The sequence below is a fragment of the Myxococcus sp. CA039A genome, from assembly GCF_013336645.1.
In the GTDB taxonomy this organism is placed as follows: domain Bacteria; phylum Myxococcota; class Myxococcia; order Myxococcales; family Myxococcaceae; genus Myxococcus; species Myxococcus llanfairpwllgwyngyllgogerychwyrndrobwllllantysiliogogogochensis.
The window spans coordinates 1-17,117 of sequence record NZ_JABUMQ010000254.1 but is presented as its reverse complement, the minus strand read 5'-3'; the positions used below and the strand labels follow the sequence as shown (position 1 = coordinate 17,117).

The window sequence follows — 17,117 nt, the reverse complement described above, 5'->3', positions numbered from 1 at the left end:
CCGCTGCCCGCCACCCTCCCCGTGGAAGAGGGGCGCTGAGGGCTCGTCGGCACCCTGTCAAATATTCCCGAAGCCGCCTGGCGGGATTCCCCGTGGCCAGGAAGCCAGCCGGGCAGGTGGGCCGTGCTTCCGGGGCAGCGCGTTTGTCGGTAGGGTCGCCCGCGAATGAGCGGCGCTCCTCGAAACCCGAACTCGCATTCTCGCTTCGCCTACGCCTTCGCCGAGCTGCTGGTCCGTCGTCCAGGCACCATCCTGGCCGTACTGCTGACCCTGCTCGCCGTGTCCACGTGGGCCACGCTGAAGCTGCGCATCAACTCCAACCAGCTCGACCTCATCTCCCAGGATTTGCCGGAGGTGAAGGACGTCAAGCAGGTCATCGACATGGTGGGGGGCAGCGGCTTCTTGATGCTCGCCCTGCGCTCGACGGACGAGGCCGCGATGAAGCGGACCGCCGACGACATCGCCGGCATGCTCGAGGCCGACAAGCAGAACGTCCGCACCGTCTCCTACAAGCTGCCCGTCGAGTTCATCCAGCAGAACATGGTCCTCTTCGTGAAGACGGAGGACCTGGTCGAGGGCAAGCGCCGCATCATGGCCTTCCTCGAGGACAAGCTGCGCCGCAGCAACCCCTTCTACATCGACATGGGCGCCACCAAGCCGGTGGAGCTGAACATGCAGGACCTGGTCGACAAGTACTCGTCCGTCGGAAAGAAGAGCATCCGCGACGACTACAACATCTCCAGCGACAAGAAGATGGTGCTCATCCTCGTCAAGCCGATGTGGGACACCACGGAGATTGGCAAGACGAAGGACTACCTCGACAAGCTCAACAAGGACCTGGCCGCGTACTCCACGCAGGCCGGCAAGGTGAAGCTGGTCGAAGACTACAAGCTGATGGGCGACTCGAACCTCATCGCCTACGGCTACACCGGCTCGTACAAGACGACGGTGGACGACTCCTTCGCCATTGAGGAGTCGCTGCAGCCCGTCACCGTCATCGCGCTGGTGACCATCTTCGCCATCACCATCCTCTTCTTCCGCAAGCTGGCGCCGACCTTCATCGTCGTCAGCGGCACGGTGATTGGGACGATTTATACGCTGGGCTTCACCTACGCGACGATTGGTGAGCTCAACATGATTACGTCCATCCTGGGCGGCATCCTGATGGGGTTCGGCATCGACTACGGCATCCACTTCACCTTCCGCACGAGGCTGGAGCTGGGCGCGGGCAAGCCGTACGACGTGGCCATCATCGACGCCTTCGTCAACGCGGGCCGCCCCGCGGCGGTGGCCGCCATCGTGACGGGTGGCTCCTTCTTCGTGCTGATGGTGAGCGAGTTCCGCGGCTTCTCCCAGTTCGGCTTCCTGGCCGGCTGCGGCACGCTCATCCTGGGCCTGACGCTCTTCGTGTGGAGCGCGTCGCTGCTGGCGCTGGTCGGTCGCATCAACCCGGAGTGGCCCAAGAAGCTCATCGGCGAGATGAAGCCGCCGCCGGTCAACTCCGCCATCAGCGGCCAGGAGCTGCGCATCCCCCGTCCCGGCCTGGTGCTGGGCGTGAGCACCGCCATCGTCGCGCTCATCTGCGCCGCCGCCGTCCCCTGGGCGGGCACGGGCGAGCCGCCCGAGGGCGCACTGAGCTTCTTCGACCGCGTGAAGCACGGCGTGGGCTTCAACTACAACACCCGCGCGCTCATCCCGGACGGCATGTCGTCGGTGCTGCTGCAGGACGAAATCAACGTCCGCTTCAACATCTCCAGCGACCCGATGGCCGTCTATACGAAGGACCTGGACGAGGCGGAGGGCGTGTACCGGGAGCTGACGCAGAACGCGCACAAGTACCCGTCCATCGACCAGGTGGTGAGCATCTTCACCTTCGTGCCGCCCGAGGCGACGGCGAAGGCGAACGAGAAAGTGCTCCAGGAGTGGAAGCAGGACATGGCCAACCTGGAGGCGCGCGGCTTCTCCATCTCCGCGCTCCCGCCGGACATGCAGGACAAGGCCACCTTCTTCATGAAGGTGCTGGATGCGAAGCCCTTCGACGTGCACGGCGTGCCGGACAACTACAAGGCCCAGTTCAAGAACCTGCCCACCGCGCAGAACAAGGGCTACCTCACGTTCATCTACTCGAGCGTGGACCTGTTCGACGGCCAGAAGATGATGCAGTTCGCGGACGAGACGCGCGGCATCCCCGTCACGTACAACCCGGGCCGCTTCGACAAGGACGACTTCGACCCGCCGGGCCCCACCGCGCAGAAGGAGTTCCGCGCCGCGGGCGCCACCCAGCTCTACGCGAAGCTGGCGCGCATCGTCCTCTGGGACGGCAAGGTGACGGTGGTGCTCACGGCGCTGTGGATTCTGGCCATGCACTTCCTGGACTTCCGCAACGCGAAGCTGGCGCTGGCGTCGGTGATTCCGCTGGGCGTGGGCGTGGCGATGATGCTCGGCATCATGTCGCTGACGGGCCTGCGGCTGAACTTCATGAACATCATCATCCTGCCCATCCTCCTGGGCTTCGGGGTGAGTCACGGCCTGTACCTCCTGCATCGCTTCCTGGAAGGCACCTCGCCGCTCGTCGCCCTGCGCAGCGTGGGCGCGGCGGTGGCGTCCTCCACGCTGACGGCGGTGGCGGGCTTCGCGGCGCTGCTGGCCGCCAAGCACAACGGCCTGCGCTCCATGGGCATGGTGGCCTGCATCGGCCTCATCACCACGCTGGTGGTGTCCTTCACGGTGCTGGCCGCGGTGATGCAGCTCATGCATGACCGGCGGCGGCGCGAGTCGGCCCCGGGGGGAGATGCGCCCCAGGCCGGCGGCGGCGAGGACAGCTCGACGCGGGCGGCCTGAAGCACGCGGTACGCGTCACGCAACGGCGCGGTAACGAGGCCCCCTTCACCCGAAGGGGGCCGGGAGAGGGACATCATGAGGATGATGCGATGGGCGCCCCTGCTCGGGCTGGGGCTGTTGGCGGGTTGCTCCGCGGTGAAGACGCACCGCGTACGAGGCGACTACGCGCAGGTGGACCGCAAGGCGACAAAGCGACTGGTGGTGGTGGCGCAGCCGCTCCCGGACGAAAAGCCCGCGGTGGGTGAGCTGTGGAGCCTCATCGCCCGCCAATGGGTGAACCAGAACCGCGACTTCATCGTGAAGGACAACGTCGCGCTGCCGGGCCGGCCCTCGGACACCACGTTCAAGGGGCTGTGCGTGGAGGGCGTGGAGGGCGTGCTCTGGCTGGACCCGAGTGTCAGCCTCAAGGGCGACGGCGCGGAGGCCGAGGTGAAGGCCCAGCTGTTGCGGTGCACCGACGGCCAGGAGGTCTGGGCGGCGGAGGCGGCGGGGAGCTGGAGCTCTCGCGACGAGGACTACGCGGCGCGCGTGACGAAGTTCAGCGAGGAGCTGGGCGAGGAAGTGGCCCCCTACGTCGTGCCCACCACGAAGCTGTTGGCGGCCACGCTGGAGACGCTGCCCAATCCCGAATTGACGGAAGCGGACAAGGACGAGAAAATCGAGCTGGGTGAGTAGGCTCGTCCCTCGTGGACGAGACACTCATCGCCCTGCGGCTCGGCGTCGCGGCGCTGCTCGGCGCCGTGCTCGGCCTGGAGCGGGAGCTGCGGGGGCAGGCCGCCGGGCTGCGCACGCACATCCTCGTCTCCCTGGGCGCCTGTCTCTTCACGCTGGCCAGCGTCTTCGTCGAGTGGACGCTGGGCGGCGACTCCCCGGACGGCTCGCGCGCGGACGTCAGCCGCATCGCCAGCCAGGTGGTGGTGGGCATCGGCTTTCTGGGCGCGGGCGCCATCATCCGCGACCAGGGCCAGGTGAAGGGCCTGACGACGGCGGCGAACCTGTGGCTCACCGCGTCCGTGGGGCTGGCCACCGGCATGGGCTTCCACTGGGCGGCCGGCACCACGGTGGTCATCGCGTTCCTGGCGCTCGCGGGCCTGCGCCCCCTGGAGCGCGCCATCCGACGACATCGTGTCCGCAAGGGGCTGAAGGTGGAGGGCGGGATTTCCGACCGCCCCGACGAGGAGGGCCCGGACTGAAGCGCGGTTACCGGTCCAGGTCTCCGGGTATGACGCCCAGCGCGCCCGTCGCGTCATGGTGGAGGACGGCGTGGCGGGCCGCCTCTCCGCGCGCCTCCAGCACGTCCGGGCGGACCCCTGGCAGGCTCGCCAGGTCCTCGCGCAGGTACACGTCGTCCCGGTCGATGTCCGACACGTCCGAGAAGGCCACCCGGTGGTCTCTCGGGAAGTAGCTGCCTTTCTCGATGAGGAAGCCCATCTCGTCGACGGAGACGATGAGGCCCAGGTTCTCCCCGTCCCTGTCCCGCGCCGTCATGCCCTTCTGGATGTCCGCTGGATTGAACACGCCCGCCTCCCAGGTCAGGTGTTCGACCTGCTGACTTGAAAGCTGGGCATGGCCCACGCGCTCCGGCATGGGCCACCCGCCGGGCAGCCAGACGGGCAAGCCCCCGCACCACGCCCCGGCCGAGGGCGTGGGGGTTTCAGCCCGTGGTGCGCCCGGAAGGCGCGTCACCGGTCAGCTCCGGCGCGCGGTCCGGCGTGTCGACGAAGCGCCGGTCCATCTCCGTGCGCATGAAGCGCTCGATTTCCTCGGCGGTGGTCAGCTCCATCGCCTCGCGCAGCAGCTCCGCCGCGTCCACGCGGCTCACCCGGCGGATGAAGCGCTTCACGGCCGGAATCTGCCCGGACGTCATCGACAGCTCGTCGAAGCCGAGCGCCAGCAGCACCAGCGTGTAGAGCGGGTCTCCCGCCATCTCCCCGCACATGGACACGGGGATGTTGGCGGCCTTCGCCGCGCCGACGATGGTCTCCAGCATGCGCAACACGGACAGGTGCAGCGGCCGGTAGAGGTAGGCGACCTCCCGGTTCTGGCGGTCGATGGCCAGCGAGTACTGGATGAGGTCGTTGGTCCCCACCGAGAAGAAGTCGGCCTCCTGCGCGAGCCGGTCCGCGATGATGGCCGCGCTCGGCGTCTCCACCATGATGCCCACCGGGAAGCGCTTGCCCACGGGCAACCCCGCGCGGCCCAGCTCGGTGCGGCACGCCTCCAGCTCGCTCCGGGCCTCGCGCAGCTCGCTCACCCCGCAGATGAGGGGGAACATCAGCCGCAGGTTGCCGTGCACGCTGGCGCGCAGGAGCGCGCGCAACTGCGTGCGGAACAGCTCGCGGTTGGACAGGCAGTAGCGGATGGCCCTCAGGCCCATCGCCGGGTTGGGCTCCTTCTCGTGCTTCGTCTTGCCCGGCACCTTGTCGCCGCCCAAATCCAGCGTGCGGATGGTGACGGGGCGCCCGCCCATGGCCTCCAGCACCTGACGGTAGGCGCGGTAGTGCTCCTCCTCCGTCGGCGCCGTCTTCCGGTCCAGGAACATGAACTCGGTGCGGTACAGGCCAATGCCCTCCGCGCCGTGCGCCAGGAGCGACGGAATCTCCTCCAGGAACTCCATGTTCCCGTTGAGCCGGATGCGGAAGCTGTCGGTGCTGATGGCCTCCAAATCCTTCGTCGCCAGCGCGACCTGCTCGGCTTCCTGGTGACGGCGCTGCTCCTCGCGGAAGCTCTGGAGCTGCTCCTCCGTGGGGTTGACCAGGATGATGCCCCGGGTGCCATCCATGGCCACCAGGTCCCCGGGGGAGATCTGCTCGCTGGCCCTTCCAGCGCCCACCACCGCGGGCGTCTCGCGCGCACGGGCGACAATGGCCGTGTGGCTCGTCTGGCCGCCCAGGTCCGTCACGAAACCCGCCACCCGACCGCTGCGCGCCATCATGGCGGCGTCGGCCGGGGGCAGGTCATGTGCGACGACGATGGCCTCCGCGGGGACTTCCACTTCCTCGTCCACCACCTGGCCCATCAGGTTGCGGATGATGCGGTCGGCGACGTAGTCCACGTCGGAGCGCCGCTCGCGGAAGTACTCGTCCGGGATGTTGTCGAAGAGGTGCTTGATTTTGCGGGCCACGCGGCGGACGGCCCACTCGGCGTTGATGCGGTCCTCGACGATGAGCTGGTTGACGGCGTCCACCAGCATCGGGTCGTGGAGCATCAGCCGATGCGCCTCCAGGATGAGGGCGTGGTCGGAGCCCTCGGTGCGCGTGATTTGATCCTTGAGCTCGGCGAGCTGGCGGTCGGACAAGTCCACCGCCGTCTTCATCCGCATCCGCTCGGGCTCGACTTCCGCCTCCGCCAGCCTCAGCTTCGGCGTGCGGATGCGTTTGCGGTCCAGGATGAAGGCGTGGCCTACCGCCACGCCGGGTGAGGCGCCGATGCCCATCAACCTCAGTGTGGGAGTGGCCTGGCTGCTCACGTGTCTTTCTTCCCTCCGAGTCCTACCGCATTTTCATTCTCACCCGTCACTTCGACTCGCCAAAACGGTCGGCGATGAGCTTTGCCAGCTCCTGGAGACACGCCTCGGCGTCGTCTCCCTTACACGTCAGCTTCACCTGGACCCCCTGGGCCGCCGCCAGCATCAGCACGCCCATGATGGACTTGGCGTTGGCCCGCTGACCCTGGGCCTCGATGAGGACGTCGCTCTTGAAGCGGTTGGCCACCTTGACCATCTGCGCCGCCGCCCGGGCATGGAGCCCCAGCTCGTTGATGATCTCGTATGTTCCTACAGCCTCGGTTGCCATCGCGACTCCTACCTCTCGTCTTAAAGGAAGGCACCCGCCGCGCCGGCCAATATCGCCGCGAGGTAGAGCACCACGTAGTTGGGCACCCGACGGCTGACCAGCACGTAGGATGCAACCCCCAGGGCCAGGCACCCGGCCGCCAGCAGGGGCGCATGCGCCCCACCCGCGTTGGCCCCAAAGGACACCGCCAGCCAGGCCGCGAGCCCGCCAGCGCACAGCGCCGCCACCGTCCTGAGCCGCGCCCCCCGGGCTGGCAGGTTCGCCCGCGCCACCGCCTCCACCAGCCGGTCTCCCAGGGTGAGCCCCAGCCAGTACAGCCGCACCCGCAGGAGCAGGTGCACCAGATTGTAGAACACCAGGAACACCGGCACCGCCCACAGCCCCATGAGCGGCACCAGCGCGGCGCCCACCGCCCCGGCCGCGGGCTTGAGCGACAGCCAGAAGAAGCCGTCCCCCAGCGCGGCCAGCGGCCCCATCAGCGCCGCCTTGAAGGCCACGACCTTGTCCGGGGTCTCCTCGCCCCGGGCGATTCGCTCCTCGTGGAAGACGACTCCGCCGACGATGGCCGCGGCCACGTAGGGGTGGGTGTTGAAGAAGACCAGGTGCCGGCGGACGGCCTCCTCGCGCGCGGCGCCGGACGCGTACAGCCGCTCCAGTGCGGGGAAGACGGCGTAGGCCAACCCCAGGTTCTGCATGCCCTTGGGGTTCCACGAGGCCTGGAGGAAGAGCGAGCGCATGAAGACGCGCAGCAGCACCGTCCAGGGCAGCGGGGCGTCGGGAGCGCTCACGTGCGCTCCTGGAGCAGGAAGAAGACGACCGTCACCGTCACGGCCGCCGCGCCCAGCGCCGCGTAGAGCGGAGCGCGCCTGGCGTGGCTGCCCTGCGCGGCGATGGCCGCCGCCACGGAGGCCATGGCGGGCCACGCCCACGCCAGCCCGCGCACGAGCATGGGGGGCATCGCCTGGAGCAGCGGCTCCACGAAGAAGCCGGCGAGCGCGCACAGCGACGTCAGCACGCCGTACACCACGAAGTGCGGCCACATGCCCCACAGGTTCTGCCGCATGGCGCGCGTGAGGTCGCCGGCCTCCGCGGACGACAGGGCCACGCGCGCGAGCCTCGCCGTATACCCCTCCAGCAGCCGGTCCGCGCGCCGCCCCACCCGGCCCATGCCGATGAAGAGCAGCACCGCCAGGGACCAGATGGCCGGCGTGGAGCCCGCGCCGGAGGCCAGGGTGATGGTGCCCGCGGCGGCGCTGGTGGCGGTGGCCGCCAGCGTGTCGTTCTCCGGCAGCGCCGCGCCCAGGTTGGCGGTGCCCAGGAAGAACAGCTCCAGCAAGAGGCCCACGCCCAGCCCGGAGGGCACGTCATTGAGGAGCAGCCCCATGACGGTGGCGGCCACGAGCGGCCGGGACAGCATGGCCTGGAGGAACGCCTTGCGCTCCACGGCCACCAGTCCGCCCCACACTCCCGCCAGCGCCACCTGGGTCCAGACGACGCTCACGCGCTCACCCGGCCTTCGCCCACCGCTCGGACAGGTCCGGCAGCTCCACCGGCTTCTCCGCCGGCACCGCGCGCGCTTCCACGCGCACGCCCTGCTCCGCCAGCTGCTGGAGGGTGCGCAGCTCCGCCTCCGCCAGGAACACGGACGGGGACACCTGCCGGCGGCCGGTGCCGAAGTGGACGTTGCCCAGGTTGAGCTCGCCCAGGTTCAGCCCGTGCGCGTACGCGAAGGGCACGGAGGCCACGTCGCGCAGGAGCACCAGCGTGCGCACCCCGTCCTTGGACAGGGCCGCGAAGTCCACCTGGGACAGGGGGAGAATCTGCACCTCGATGGCGCTCTGCACCGCCAGCGCCATGGCGGCGCGGATGAGCGGGCTGGAAGCAGCCTCGTCATCCGCGACCACGACGCGGGACACCTTGAGGTGGGGCAGCCAGGCCTCGACGACCTGGCCGTGGATGAGGCGGTTGTCGACGCGGACCAGGGTGATCACGGCAGTCTCGAATCGCCGACCCGCGCGGGTCCGTCAAGTTCGCGGTTGCTGCTGGGCCTCGCGAAGCAGGGCGGATGCACAGGTGATGTTGCGCTGACCATGGGATGCCAGCTGGTTGGCCATCTCAGGGAGGGTGAGCTGCTCGGAACGAAGCGAGTTGGCCTTGAGGAGCATGGGCAGGTTGACGCCCGCCAGGACCTCCAGGTTCATGCGCTGACACATCATCAGCGACTCCTTACAAGGCGTACCTCCGAACAGGTCCGCGAGGATGATGACACCGTCACCGGTGTCCACGCGCGACACTGCCTGCTTCATCTTCGCGCGGATGTCCTCGACAGGAGTCCCCGGCTCGATGTTGCAGGTTGCCACCGCGGGGAGTTTCCCCACGATCTGTTCCGCGGTGGAGACCAGCTCCTCCGCCAAACGCCCGTGCGATGCGACGACGAGGCCGACCATGTTCACTCCTGACCAACCCCCCGGAGATCGCGTCCTACGCCTGAACACGACGTTGCGCAACTCCGGCGAAAGTTTCCGCCCTGTACCCTAGATAAGCTCTCACGTCTTGTCTCGAAAGGTAAGACGCCATTGCCTCCCGTGCCCGAAATTTCGGGTCCGGCCTCGCGCAGGGCTGTCGCCTGCCGGACGGGGGAGCGCCGTCGCATCCCCCACGTTCATGAGATGCGGCGGGGGTGGTGGAGATGCTTCGCGCCAACAAGCGCGCGCCCACGCCCCCCACACCCTCGGGCAGCGAGGGTGCAGGCACCCCACTCAGTGGGAGGGCTCGTCCGCAAGCTCGCCCCTCCCCTCGGGGCATGGTTGACTGCCGCACCTGGGGCACGCCGGGCCCCACCTCCGGCGATGCGGGAGGACTGCGTGGCGAACCAGAAGCTGCTGAAAGCCGGGGATGCGCTGCCGGACGTGACGCTGCCGGGAGCGGGCAACCAGCCGGTGCGCCTGCGCGACCTGGCCGGGCAGAAGGTGCTCGTCGTCTACTTCTATCCGAGGGACGACTCGCCGGGTTGCACCGTGCAGGCGTGCGGCTTGAGAGACCAGTACGAGGACTTCGTCGCGGCGGGCGCGGAAGTGGTGGGCATCAGCGGTGACTCCTCCGCGTCCCACCAGGGCTTCGCCGCCAAGCACCGCCTGCCCTTCGTGCTGCTCAGCGACGAGAAGGGCGAGGCGCGCCAGGCCTTCGGCGTTGGCACCTCCTTCCTGGGCATGCTCCCCGGCCGCGTGACGTTCGTCGTGGACCGCGCCGGAGTCATTCGCGACAGCTTCGAATCCCAGATTCGCGTGGGCGAACACGTGCGGCGCTCCCTGGAGCTCGTCCGCTCGCTCGCCGGTGAAGCCGCTCCCGCCACAGGGAAGTGACGCGGTGGATGCGCGGGTGCGCGCCTCGGAATGTCGCGGCCGCACGGGCGCGTCCCATGCGCGAACACGTTGCGCGGCCCCCGGGGCAGCGCACCCCCGCTCCACCGCGCCAACCCCGCGAAGCGCCTGGGTTTCCGCCCGCGTAAAGCCCGTGGCCCATGCCTTGCTCTTGTGTCCGGATGCCACGCGATGACCGCGCGGCACGACGCAAGGAACACGGCCATGAACACCCAACCCGAAAGCTTCTACGACACGGTCCTCTTCGCGCTCGGCCCCGTCGTCCTCGGCTACGCCGCGTGCATGGTGGCGCTGCTCGTGTCGTACGCGCGCCCCTAACCACGCCCACGTGTCGGGGCCTGGACGGGATTCCTTGGGAAGAGATATAAGCAGAATACCGCGACAGGACCGCATTCTCTGAATGAGGGCCGCCGCGCACTCCGCGAAGTCACTCCCAAGCATTCCCCGAAAGGAAGTCCGACATGAGCTTCAGCTCAGGTGGTCGCCTCAATTGGTGGATGGGTGCAGTTGTCAGTGTCTCGCTGCTGGGTGCCTGTGGTTCGCCAGAGGAGCGGGCGGGAGAGGTTCCCGTCGAGGGCGAGACGGCGCGAGACGCGGTCGCCGGAGATGTCGCCGTGAAGTTGTCCACGCCGCGCCAGTCGCTGGCCGCGCGTGAGGGCGTGAGCGTGACGGTGACGCTCACCAACGTGTCGAAGGACACGGTGCGCCTGCTCAAGTGGCACACGCCCACGGAGGGGCTGAAGGAGGACCTGTTCGCCATCACCGTGGACGGCGCGGCGGTGGAGTACCAGGGCCGGCACTACAAGTGGGCCACGCCGGTGGAGAGCGACTTCCTGCGCATGGCCGCGGGCGAGAGCGTCTCGTACACGGTGGACCTGGGCGAGACGTATGACTTCTCGCGCACGGGCAACTACAGCCTGCGCTACGACTCGGACGCGCACGACTCCACCGTGGGCCACGAGGGCATCTCCCAGCTGCGCTCGGACAGCCTGAACCTCTTCGTCGAGGGCCGCCCCTTCGTCGACCTGGGCGCCGACCAGGACGGCACCGTCTCCTCCATGGCGCTGTCCACCGCGAACTGCACGGCCGCGCGGACGACGCAGGTGACGACGGCGTTCGCCAACGCGAAGACGATGTCCACGAACTCCATCAACTACCTCGTCAATGGAGTGCCGCCGTACCTCCGGTACACCACGTGGTTCGGGACGTACAGCGCGGCCAACAAGACCATCGTCCAGAACCACTTCAACGCCATCCTGAGCGGCTTCAACAACCAGTCGGTCATCGTCGATTGTGGCTGCACGGACAGCGCCTACGCGTACGTCTACAAGAACCGTCCCTACCGCATCTACGTGTGCAACGCCTTCTGGCCCGCGCCCGCGACGGGCACGGACTCCAAGGCCGGCACGCTGATTCACGAAATCAGCCACTTCACCGTGGTGGCGGACACGGACGACCACGCCTACGGACAGAGCGCCTGCAAGAGCCTGGCGAACTCCAGCCCGACGAACGCGCGCGACAACGCGGACAGCCACGAGTACTTCGCGGAGAACACGCCCGCGCAGTAGTGACGGGCCTCCAGTGACATGATGTGACGCGAAGCGGGGGCGCGGCCGGGCGCCCCCGTTTTGTTTTCCGGGCGGCGCGAGGCCTCGGGCCCCACGCCGTCTTCCGAGGGCGGAGGAAACCATGACGCGTGGACATGTGGGCCGCATCGCGCTGCTGACCCTGGCCATCACCGGGGCGGGCTGTGCGTCGCGCAAGGAAGAGACAGCGCCGCCAGCGGACGCGCGGCAACAGGAGGAGGCAGCCGTGGCGAAGACGCTGGAGTGCTCGCTGAGCGGCCCCACGCAGGTGAAGGCGGGTGAGCCGGTGGAGCTGGTGTTCAAGCTCACCAACCCCACGAAAGAGCCCCTGTACGTGCTCAAGTGGCACACGCCACTGGAAGGCATCCGCAACAACATCTTCACGGTGACACGCGCGGACTCGGCGGCGGAGCTCTCCTACGGAGGTCCGATGATGAAGCGCGGGCCACCGGATGCGTCCTCCTACGCGACCATCGCCCCCGGGGAGTCGGTGGAGGGCACGGTGGACGCGGCGCTCGCATACGGGCTCCAGGAGCCGGGCACCTACCGCATCACCTTCCGGGGACCGCTGATGGACGTCACCTCCGACCAGGCGAAGGTCCCCGCCCTCGCGGGCGAATACCACGACGTGGCGCTGAAGTGCCCCGAAGTCGTCGTGACTGTCACATAGGTCGCGAGGTGGAGGCGCGACGGGGCGCTCGCGCGCGGGCTACAGCGCGAGCACGCCCTGCACGGACTCCATCATCCGCACGCGCCGCTGGGTGACGGGGCTGCTGCCATCCAGCAGCGCCGCCGTCTCCGCCAGCACCTGCTCCAGCGGATAGCGCTTCACGTACGGGTCCGGCGTCGTCTGGCCGCCGGGCACCGTGGACTGCCAGCCCACCATCAAGTCAGTGGCGCCCTCCAGCGCGGCCTCCACGGCGGCGAACGCGAGCCGGCCCGCAATCATCCGGTCATGGTGGGTGGGACTGCCGCCGCGCACCAGGTGGCCCAGCACCATGCCGCGCGCCTCCACGCCCTTCAGGTCCTTCAAGCGCTCCTGGAGCCGCGAGACGAGCAGCGGCGTGGGCAGCTCCACGCCCTCCGCCTTCAGCACGAGCACCCGGCGCTTGGTGCGCCCCTCCGCGAGGTTGCGCCGCACCAGGTCCTCCAGCGCCTGGAGGATGTCCGCCTCGCCCCTGCCCTGCTCCCGGAACAGCACCGCGTCGGCGCCCGCGGAGACGGCCGCCGCCATCGCCAGGTAGCCGCAGTGCCTGCCCATCACCTCGACGATGAAGGCCCGACGGTGGGCGCGCGCGGTGTCGGAGATGCGGTCGCACGCCTCCACAATCGTGTTGAGCGCGGTGTCCACGCCGATGGCGGACGCGCTGCAGCCGATGTCGTTGTCGATGGAGGCGGGGATTCCGACGATGGGCGTCTTGCACTCGCGCGCCAGCAGGTGAGCGCCGGTGAGGCTGCCGTTGCCGCCGATGACGACGAGGCCCGACAAATCCTCCAGCCTCCGAGCCGCGTCCGCGCGTCCCTCCGGCGTCATGAAGCGCTGGCTGCGGGCGCTGCCCAGGATGGTTCCCCCCAACTGGCCGCTCGCATCCAGCTCCGGCTCCGGCACCAGCGGGCCACCCTCGCCGTCGGGCCGGGTCAGCTCTCGGAAGCGGCCCTCCATCAACCCCTCGTAGCCGAACTCCACGCCCAGCACGCGCACGCCGCGCACCGCCGCCACGCGCACCAGGGCGCGCAGCGCCGTGTTCATCCCCGGCGAATCCCCGCCAGACGTCATCACCGCGAGTGTCCTGGCCATGAGCCTCTCCTCGTGCGTGTTCCAGCGCGGGACGCCGCGAGCGTCCGTGAGGCCTCACCATAGCGCGAGGAACACGGCCCCCGTGAAGCTCAGCCCACCACCAGCCGCGCGCGCTGCCGCGCCGGACGGATGTGCGCCCGCGCCCCCGCGCCGAAAACCAGGAAGTCCTCTTCCATCCCGTCACTGAAGATGACGCCCCCCGACGGCATCCTCGACTCCAGCACCAGCTCCTGCTCCTCCGTCACGAAGCCGCCCACCACCTCCGCGCCCGAGTGACGACTCACGAAGGGCTCGCGCACCACGAAGGCCAGCCGGGGCTCCTCCCACCCCAGCCGCCACGGCGCGCCCGGCACGCCGCCCGTCTGCGCGGTGAGGCTCCGGGCCAGGGTGAAGATTGAGGACAGCCACCCGCTGGAGCCCGCCCCCGTGGACACCAGCACGCCACTGGACGACTGCGACTCCTCCTGTCCGCCATGGCTCAACCTGTAGCGCGCCGACACGTGCGTCCGGGCGCCGATGAACAAGTCATTGAAGGCCAACAGCCGCTGCCCATCCTCCAGCCGGGCCTCCGCCAGCGTGACGCCGCGCAGCCGGGCCTTGCCCTCGAGCACCTTGCGCACCGCGCCACGCGCCCCCGCGACTTCGTAGGGCAGGAGCACGCCGTCGAAGCGCTCCGGGTCCGGATTCACGCCCACCAGCGGCTGCTCCCCCACGTACTTGGCCACGTTCGCCACCAGCCCGTCCTGCCCGGCGACCACCACGATTTCCTTCCCGCTGAAGAGGAAGGTGGGCACCAGGCCCCGGTCCACGTGCTGCACGGGAAGCCCCACGTCCAGCGAGTCGCGGAGCCGGTCCACCGCGCGCACGTAGGCTTCGTCCTCGCGCTCGAACTCCTCGAAGTCCTGCCCGGCGTGCTCCACGTAGAACTTCGCCTGCTTCTTCGTGTTGAAGCGCTCCACCAGCCCCGCCAGCCGCGTGCGGCGGGTGACGAGCAGGATTTTCTCGAACATGGCCCGGCCCTCCCCTCGTGGTGACTCAGCGCTCGCGGGCAGGCCCCTGCGTGGCATTCCGAGGGGTGTCCCTCGGCGGCTTCGCGCCCGCGTTCATCAGCGAGTTCAAGAGGTCCGGCGACACGTTCAGCTCGCCGATGCGGTGCGCGTTCTCCGCCATCTCCCGGAAGGCGAGCGCGATGTTCAGCGCCGGGTCCCCGCCGCTCGCGGACGTGGCCATCAGCGTCTTCCAGTCCACCCCGCGCACCGGCGCCAGCGTCTTCTCCAGCGCGTAGGCCCGCGCGTCGGCGGCCTGCTTCTCGTTCTGCGCCCAGCGCTCCATCAGCGCCGAGCGCTGCTCCTCCACCGCGATGTCCCCCGCCATCTTCGCCTCGCGAATCTGCCGCTGCCGCTCCTGCACGGCCAGCTCCGTCGCCAGCTCGCTTTCCTTGATGCGGCGCTCCTGCTCCACCGCCGCGTTGCGCCGCGCGTAGATGGCCTCGTCCGCCTGGCGCTGCAGGCCCTCGCGCGCATCGGCCTCCAGCGCCCGCGCCATCTCCGGCGTCGGCTTCGCGGACAGGAGCGAGAACGCCATCACCTCCACCCCCAGCGCCCGGATGGGCTCCGCCGCCGAAAGCGACGCCAGCACCTGGGCTTCAATCGTCTGCGCCCCCACCAGCACCTCGCGCAGCGCCATCCCCTGCACCACCGTGCGCGCCCGCACCTGCGCCACCTGCACCAGCCGCTCCGGCAACTTCTCCGGGTCCTCCGAGCGGTGCCGCCCCGACGGCCCCAGCGAGTAGTCCAGGAGCGACGACAGCTTGCGCGCGTCCGCCACCCGGTACGTGAGCTGCCCCTGCAGCGTCACCGCCTGGAAGTCCCGCGTGATTTCGTTGAACGCGAAGGGCACGTCCACGCTCGACAGCGGCACGCTCACCAGCGTCGCGGACGGCTTCCAGTAGAAGAACGAGAGCCCCGCCCCCTCTCGCACCACCTGTCCCCCCTCGAACTGCATCACATACGACGTCGGTGCCGCCTTCATGTACCCGATGACCATGCGCCCGCCCTCGCTGCTTCGTGTACCTTCGACACATACTTAGTGTCCAATTAACACAAAATCAAATCAAAGCGACGGAGCGGTCCACCGGCCCACGCGCGGTCGGCGCCCGTCACCGCGAAGCGGGAGGCCGTGCGTCGCCTCGACAGGGGTCCAGGGCGAGGATGCGCTGCTCGGCCACCCCACTCCCGGCCCGGCACGTCATCACCGCGTCAGGGTCGATTCCCGAGCCGCTGAAAATCCGGGGGCGACAAAAGAAGGTCTTCAGTCGTGGACGAATGGGACGCGCGTGCGCAGGGTTGCGGGGAAGCCCTGGTCCGGTTCCTTCGGGACGAAGTCGGCGGTGAAATCGCCAGGAGCAGCATGCCTCGACACCAAGGGACGACTCGACGCCCCAGGCTGGGAAGCCACGCGACACACCCGCTCGGGCGAATCATGCCGCTCGCGGCCCGCCGCCCCCGGCCCCGCCCTTGCAAATCCACGGGAGGGGACATGCCATGCACATCGCGGTGATTTCGGACCTCCACCTGGGCAGGCGCGACGTGGCGGACCATTTCGGCCACGAGGACTCCGCCTTCGCCCGCTTCCTGCGCGTGCTGGAAGGCAACTTCGAGCGCATCGTCCTGCTGGGCGACATCTTCGAGACGCTCACGTCCCGGGCTCCTGGCCACCAGGCGGCCGAGCTGGCCGCCGCGCGCGCCGCCCATCCGGAGCTGGTGCGCCGCTTCGCCGAGCCGAGGTACCACTACATCCACGGCAACCATGACCTGGTGGCCGGCGCGGTGCTCGGCGCGCCCGAGCAGCTGGTGCTCGAGGCCGACGGCGTCAGGATGTTGTTCACCCATGGGCACCACCACGACTGGGTCATCCGCAAGGCGCGCTGGTTCTCGGAGGCCGCGGTGTGGACGGGCGCGTGGCTGCGGCGCATGCACCTGCGCGCGATGTTCCGCATGTTCCAGGCCATGGACGCGCGCCTGATGCACGCGGTGCCGGACCCGGCGCGCTGCACCTTCCAGCAGTGGGCCCTGGCTCGCGCCAGCGACAGCGCCGCGGACATCGTCGTCACCGGGCACACCCACCTGGGCATGCGCGTGGAGCACGGCAGCCGGCTGTTTCTCAACAGCGGCACCTGCTCGGAGGGCCAGTTCTCCTTCCTCAGCCTGGACACCCGCGCCGGCCAGTACGCGCTGCACACCACCTGGTAGTGCACAGGCCGGCCGGACGCGGAGGGGGCGACGGGCCGGGCCCCCTCACGTTCCGCTCGCTCCCACCCGGGACGGGCGAAGTAACATCGCCGGATGTTCAGGCGGCTCACCCAAGCGCTCCGGCTTCTCGCGCGGAGCATCCCGGGTCCGAGCTCCGACGAAGGGTCTCCACGCGGCGGCGAGGTACCTTCCGAGGAGGCTCCGGACCGCGCCCGCCGAGCACCCGCCGCCCGCCGCGCCGCGCAAGCCCCGGACCGCGCGGCCCGCTACTTCGACCTGCACGACGACTTCCGCACCCCGGACCGGCGCGAGCTGAGCGACCCTTTGTCCCTGGACGGGCGGAAGATGAACTCCGTCTGGTTCTTCACCTCCGGCGCCGCCGTGCCGCACCGGGGCCGGCTGAAGCTGACCGCCGAGCCCCCCGGCCGCCCCCTCGACTTCTCCCTGGCGGGCGCGGGCCTCACCCC

General features: G+C 69.3%; 17 protein-coding genes and 1 pseudogene. 8 read left to right on the top strand and 10 right to left on the bottom strand.

Annotated elements, in window-relative coordinates:
- Positions 1 to 165 precede the first annotated feature (165 nt).
- The 3 genes from HR086_RS33375 to HR086_RS33365 all read left to right on the top strand — a co-directional run bounded on the left by HR086_RS33375 (position 166) and on the right by HR086_RS33365 (position 4,034).
- Positions 166 to 2,841 (top strand): RND family transporter, encoded by a 2,676-nt coding sequence (locus HR086_RS33375; RefSeq protein WP_174460967.1) that lies wholly within the window; start codon positions 166 to 168, stop codon positions 2,839 to 2,841.
- Positions 2,842 to 2,916: 75 nt separating this feature from the next.
- The gene (locus tag HR086_RS33370; RefSeq protein WP_141647093.1) at positions 2,917 to 3,516 is read left to right on the top strand and encodes an MXAN_6521/LA_1396 family lipoprotein; all 600 of its coding nucleotides are present in this window, start codon (positions 2,917 to 2,919) and stop codon (positions 3,514 to 3,516) included.
- An 11-nt stretch (positions 3,517 to 3,527) separates the two neighbouring features.
- Positions 3,528 to 4,034, top strand: a complete 507-nt coding sequence (locus HR086_RS33365; RefSeq protein ID WP_174460965.1) for an MgtC/SapB family protein — start codon at positions 3,528 to 3,530, stop codon at positions 4,032 to 4,034.
- Between the two features lie 7 nt (positions 4,035 to 4,041).
- Here the strand turns inward: HR086_RS33365 and HR086_RS33360 are convergent, their stop codons facing one another.
- From HR086_RS33360 to HR086_RS33330, 7 genes are read right to left on the bottom strand one after another with little or no spacing between them, the layout of a single operon-like run.
- Positions 4,042 to 4,458, bottom strand: coding sequence for a hypothetical protein (locus HR086_RS33360; protein ID WP_254623661.1), 417 nt, complete (start codon positions 4,456 to 4,458; stop codon positions 4,042 to 4,044).
- Positions 4,459 to 4,495: 37 nt separating this feature from the next.
- On the bottom strand, positions 4,496 to 6,310 hold the full coding sequence (gene ptsP, locus HR086_RS33355; protein ID WP_141647095.1) for a phosphoenolpyruvate--protein phosphotransferase: 1,815 nt from the start codon (positions 6,308 to 6,310) through the stop codon (positions 4,496 to 4,498).
- A 46-nt stretch (positions 6,311 to 6,356) separates the two neighbouring features.
- On the bottom strand, positions 6,357 to 6,635 hold the full coding sequence (locus tag HR086_RS33350; protein ID WP_141647096.1) for an HPr family phosphocarrier protein: 279 nt from the start codon (positions 6,633 to 6,635) through the stop codon (positions 6,357 to 6,359).
- A gap of 20 nt (positions 6,636 to 6,655) precedes the next feature.
- On the bottom strand, positions 6,656 to 7,423 hold the full coding sequence (locus HR086_RS33345; protein ID WP_141647097.1) for a PTS system mannose/fructose/sorbose family transporter subunit IID: 768 nt from the start codon (positions 7,421 to 7,423) through the stop codon (positions 6,656 to 6,658).
- Entirely contained in the window at positions 7,420 to 8,136 is a 717-nt protein-coding gene (locus HR086_RS33340; protein ID WP_174454265.1) for a PTS sugar transporter subunit IIC, read from the bottom strand. Before HR086_RS33340 ends, HR086_RS33345 begins: the two co-directional genes overlap by 4 nt.
- Before the next feature lie 4 nt (positions 8,137 to 8,140).
- Positions 8,141 to 8,626 (bottom strand): PTS sugar transporter subunit IIB, encoded by a 486-nt coding sequence (locus HR086_RS33335; protein WP_141647099.1) that lies wholly within the window; start codon positions 8,624 to 8,626, stop codon positions 8,141 to 8,143.
- A 33-nt stretch (positions 8,627 to 8,659) separates the two neighbouring features.
- On the bottom strand, positions 8,660 to 9,082 hold the full coding sequence (locus tag HR086_RS33330; protein WP_141647100.1) for a PTS sugar transporter subunit IIA: 423 nt from the start codon (positions 9,080 to 9,082) through the stop codon (positions 8,660 to 8,662).
- A gap of 417 nt (positions 9,083 to 9,499) precedes the next feature.
- Here HR086_RS33330 and HR086_RS33325 point away from each other — a divergent pair, with 417 nt between their 5' ends.
- From HR086_RS33325 to HR086_RS33315, 3 genes are all read left to right on the top strand, one after another.
- Entirely contained in the window at positions 9,500 to 9,997 is a 498-nt protein-coding gene (locus tag HR086_RS33325) for a peroxiredoxin (protein WP_141647101.1), read from the top strand.
- Positions 9,998 to 10,476: 479 nt separating this feature from the next.
- Entirely contained in the window at positions 10,477 to 11,583 is a 1,107-nt protein-coding gene (locus HR086_RS33320; RefSeq protein WP_174467646.1) for a M35 family metallo-endopeptidase, read from the top strand.
- 121 nt (positions 11,584 to 11,704) lie between these two features.
- The gene (locus HR086_RS33315) at positions 11,705 to 12,271 is read left to right on the top strand and encodes a protease (protein WP_174467645.1); all 567 of its coding nucleotides are present in this window, start codon (positions 11,705 to 11,707) and stop codon (positions 12,269 to 12,271) included.
- Between the two features lie 39 nt (positions 12,272 to 12,310).
- Here HR086_RS33315 and HR086_RS33310 read toward each other — a convergent pair whose 3' ends face one another.
- From HR086_RS33310 to HR086_RS33300, 3 genes are all read right to left on the bottom strand, one after another.
- Complete coding sequence (locus tag HR086_RS33310; RefSeq protein ID WP_141647104.1) at positions 12,311 to 13,399, bottom strand: 6-phosphofructokinase; 1,089 nt, start codon at positions 13,397 to 13,399, stop codon at positions 12,311 to 12,313.
- 89 nt (positions 13,400 to 13,488) lie between these two features.
- Positions 13,489 to 14,409: an NAD+ kinase gene (locus tag HR086_RS33305; RefSeq protein WP_141647105.1), complete on the bottom strand. Its 921-nt coding sequence runs from the start codon at positions 14,407 to 14,409 to the stop codon at positions 13,489 to 13,491.
- A 25-nt stretch (positions 14,410 to 14,434) separates the two neighbouring features.
- Positions 14,435 to 15,445, bottom strand: a complete 1,011-nt coding sequence (locus tag HR086_RS33300; RefSeq protein ID WP_174467644.1) for an SPFH domain-containing protein — start codon at positions 15,443 to 15,445, stop codon at positions 14,435 to 14,437.
- Positions 15,446 to 15,942: 497 nt separating this feature from the next.
- Here HR086_RS33300 and HR086_RS33295 point away from each other — a divergent pair, with 497 nt between their 5' ends.
- Both HR086_RS33295 and HR086_RS33290 read left to right on the top strand, forming a co-directional pair.
- Positions 15,943 to 16,650 (top strand): metallophosphoesterase family protein, encoded by a 708-nt coding sequence (locus tag HR086_RS33295; protein WP_174467643.1) that lies wholly within the window; start codon positions 15,943 to 15,945, stop codon positions 16,648 to 16,650.
- A 93-nt stretch (positions 16,651 to 16,743) separates the two neighbouring features.
- A pseudogene (locus HR086_RS33290) lies at positions 16,744 to 17,117 on the top strand (hypothetical protein); the annotation flags it as partial.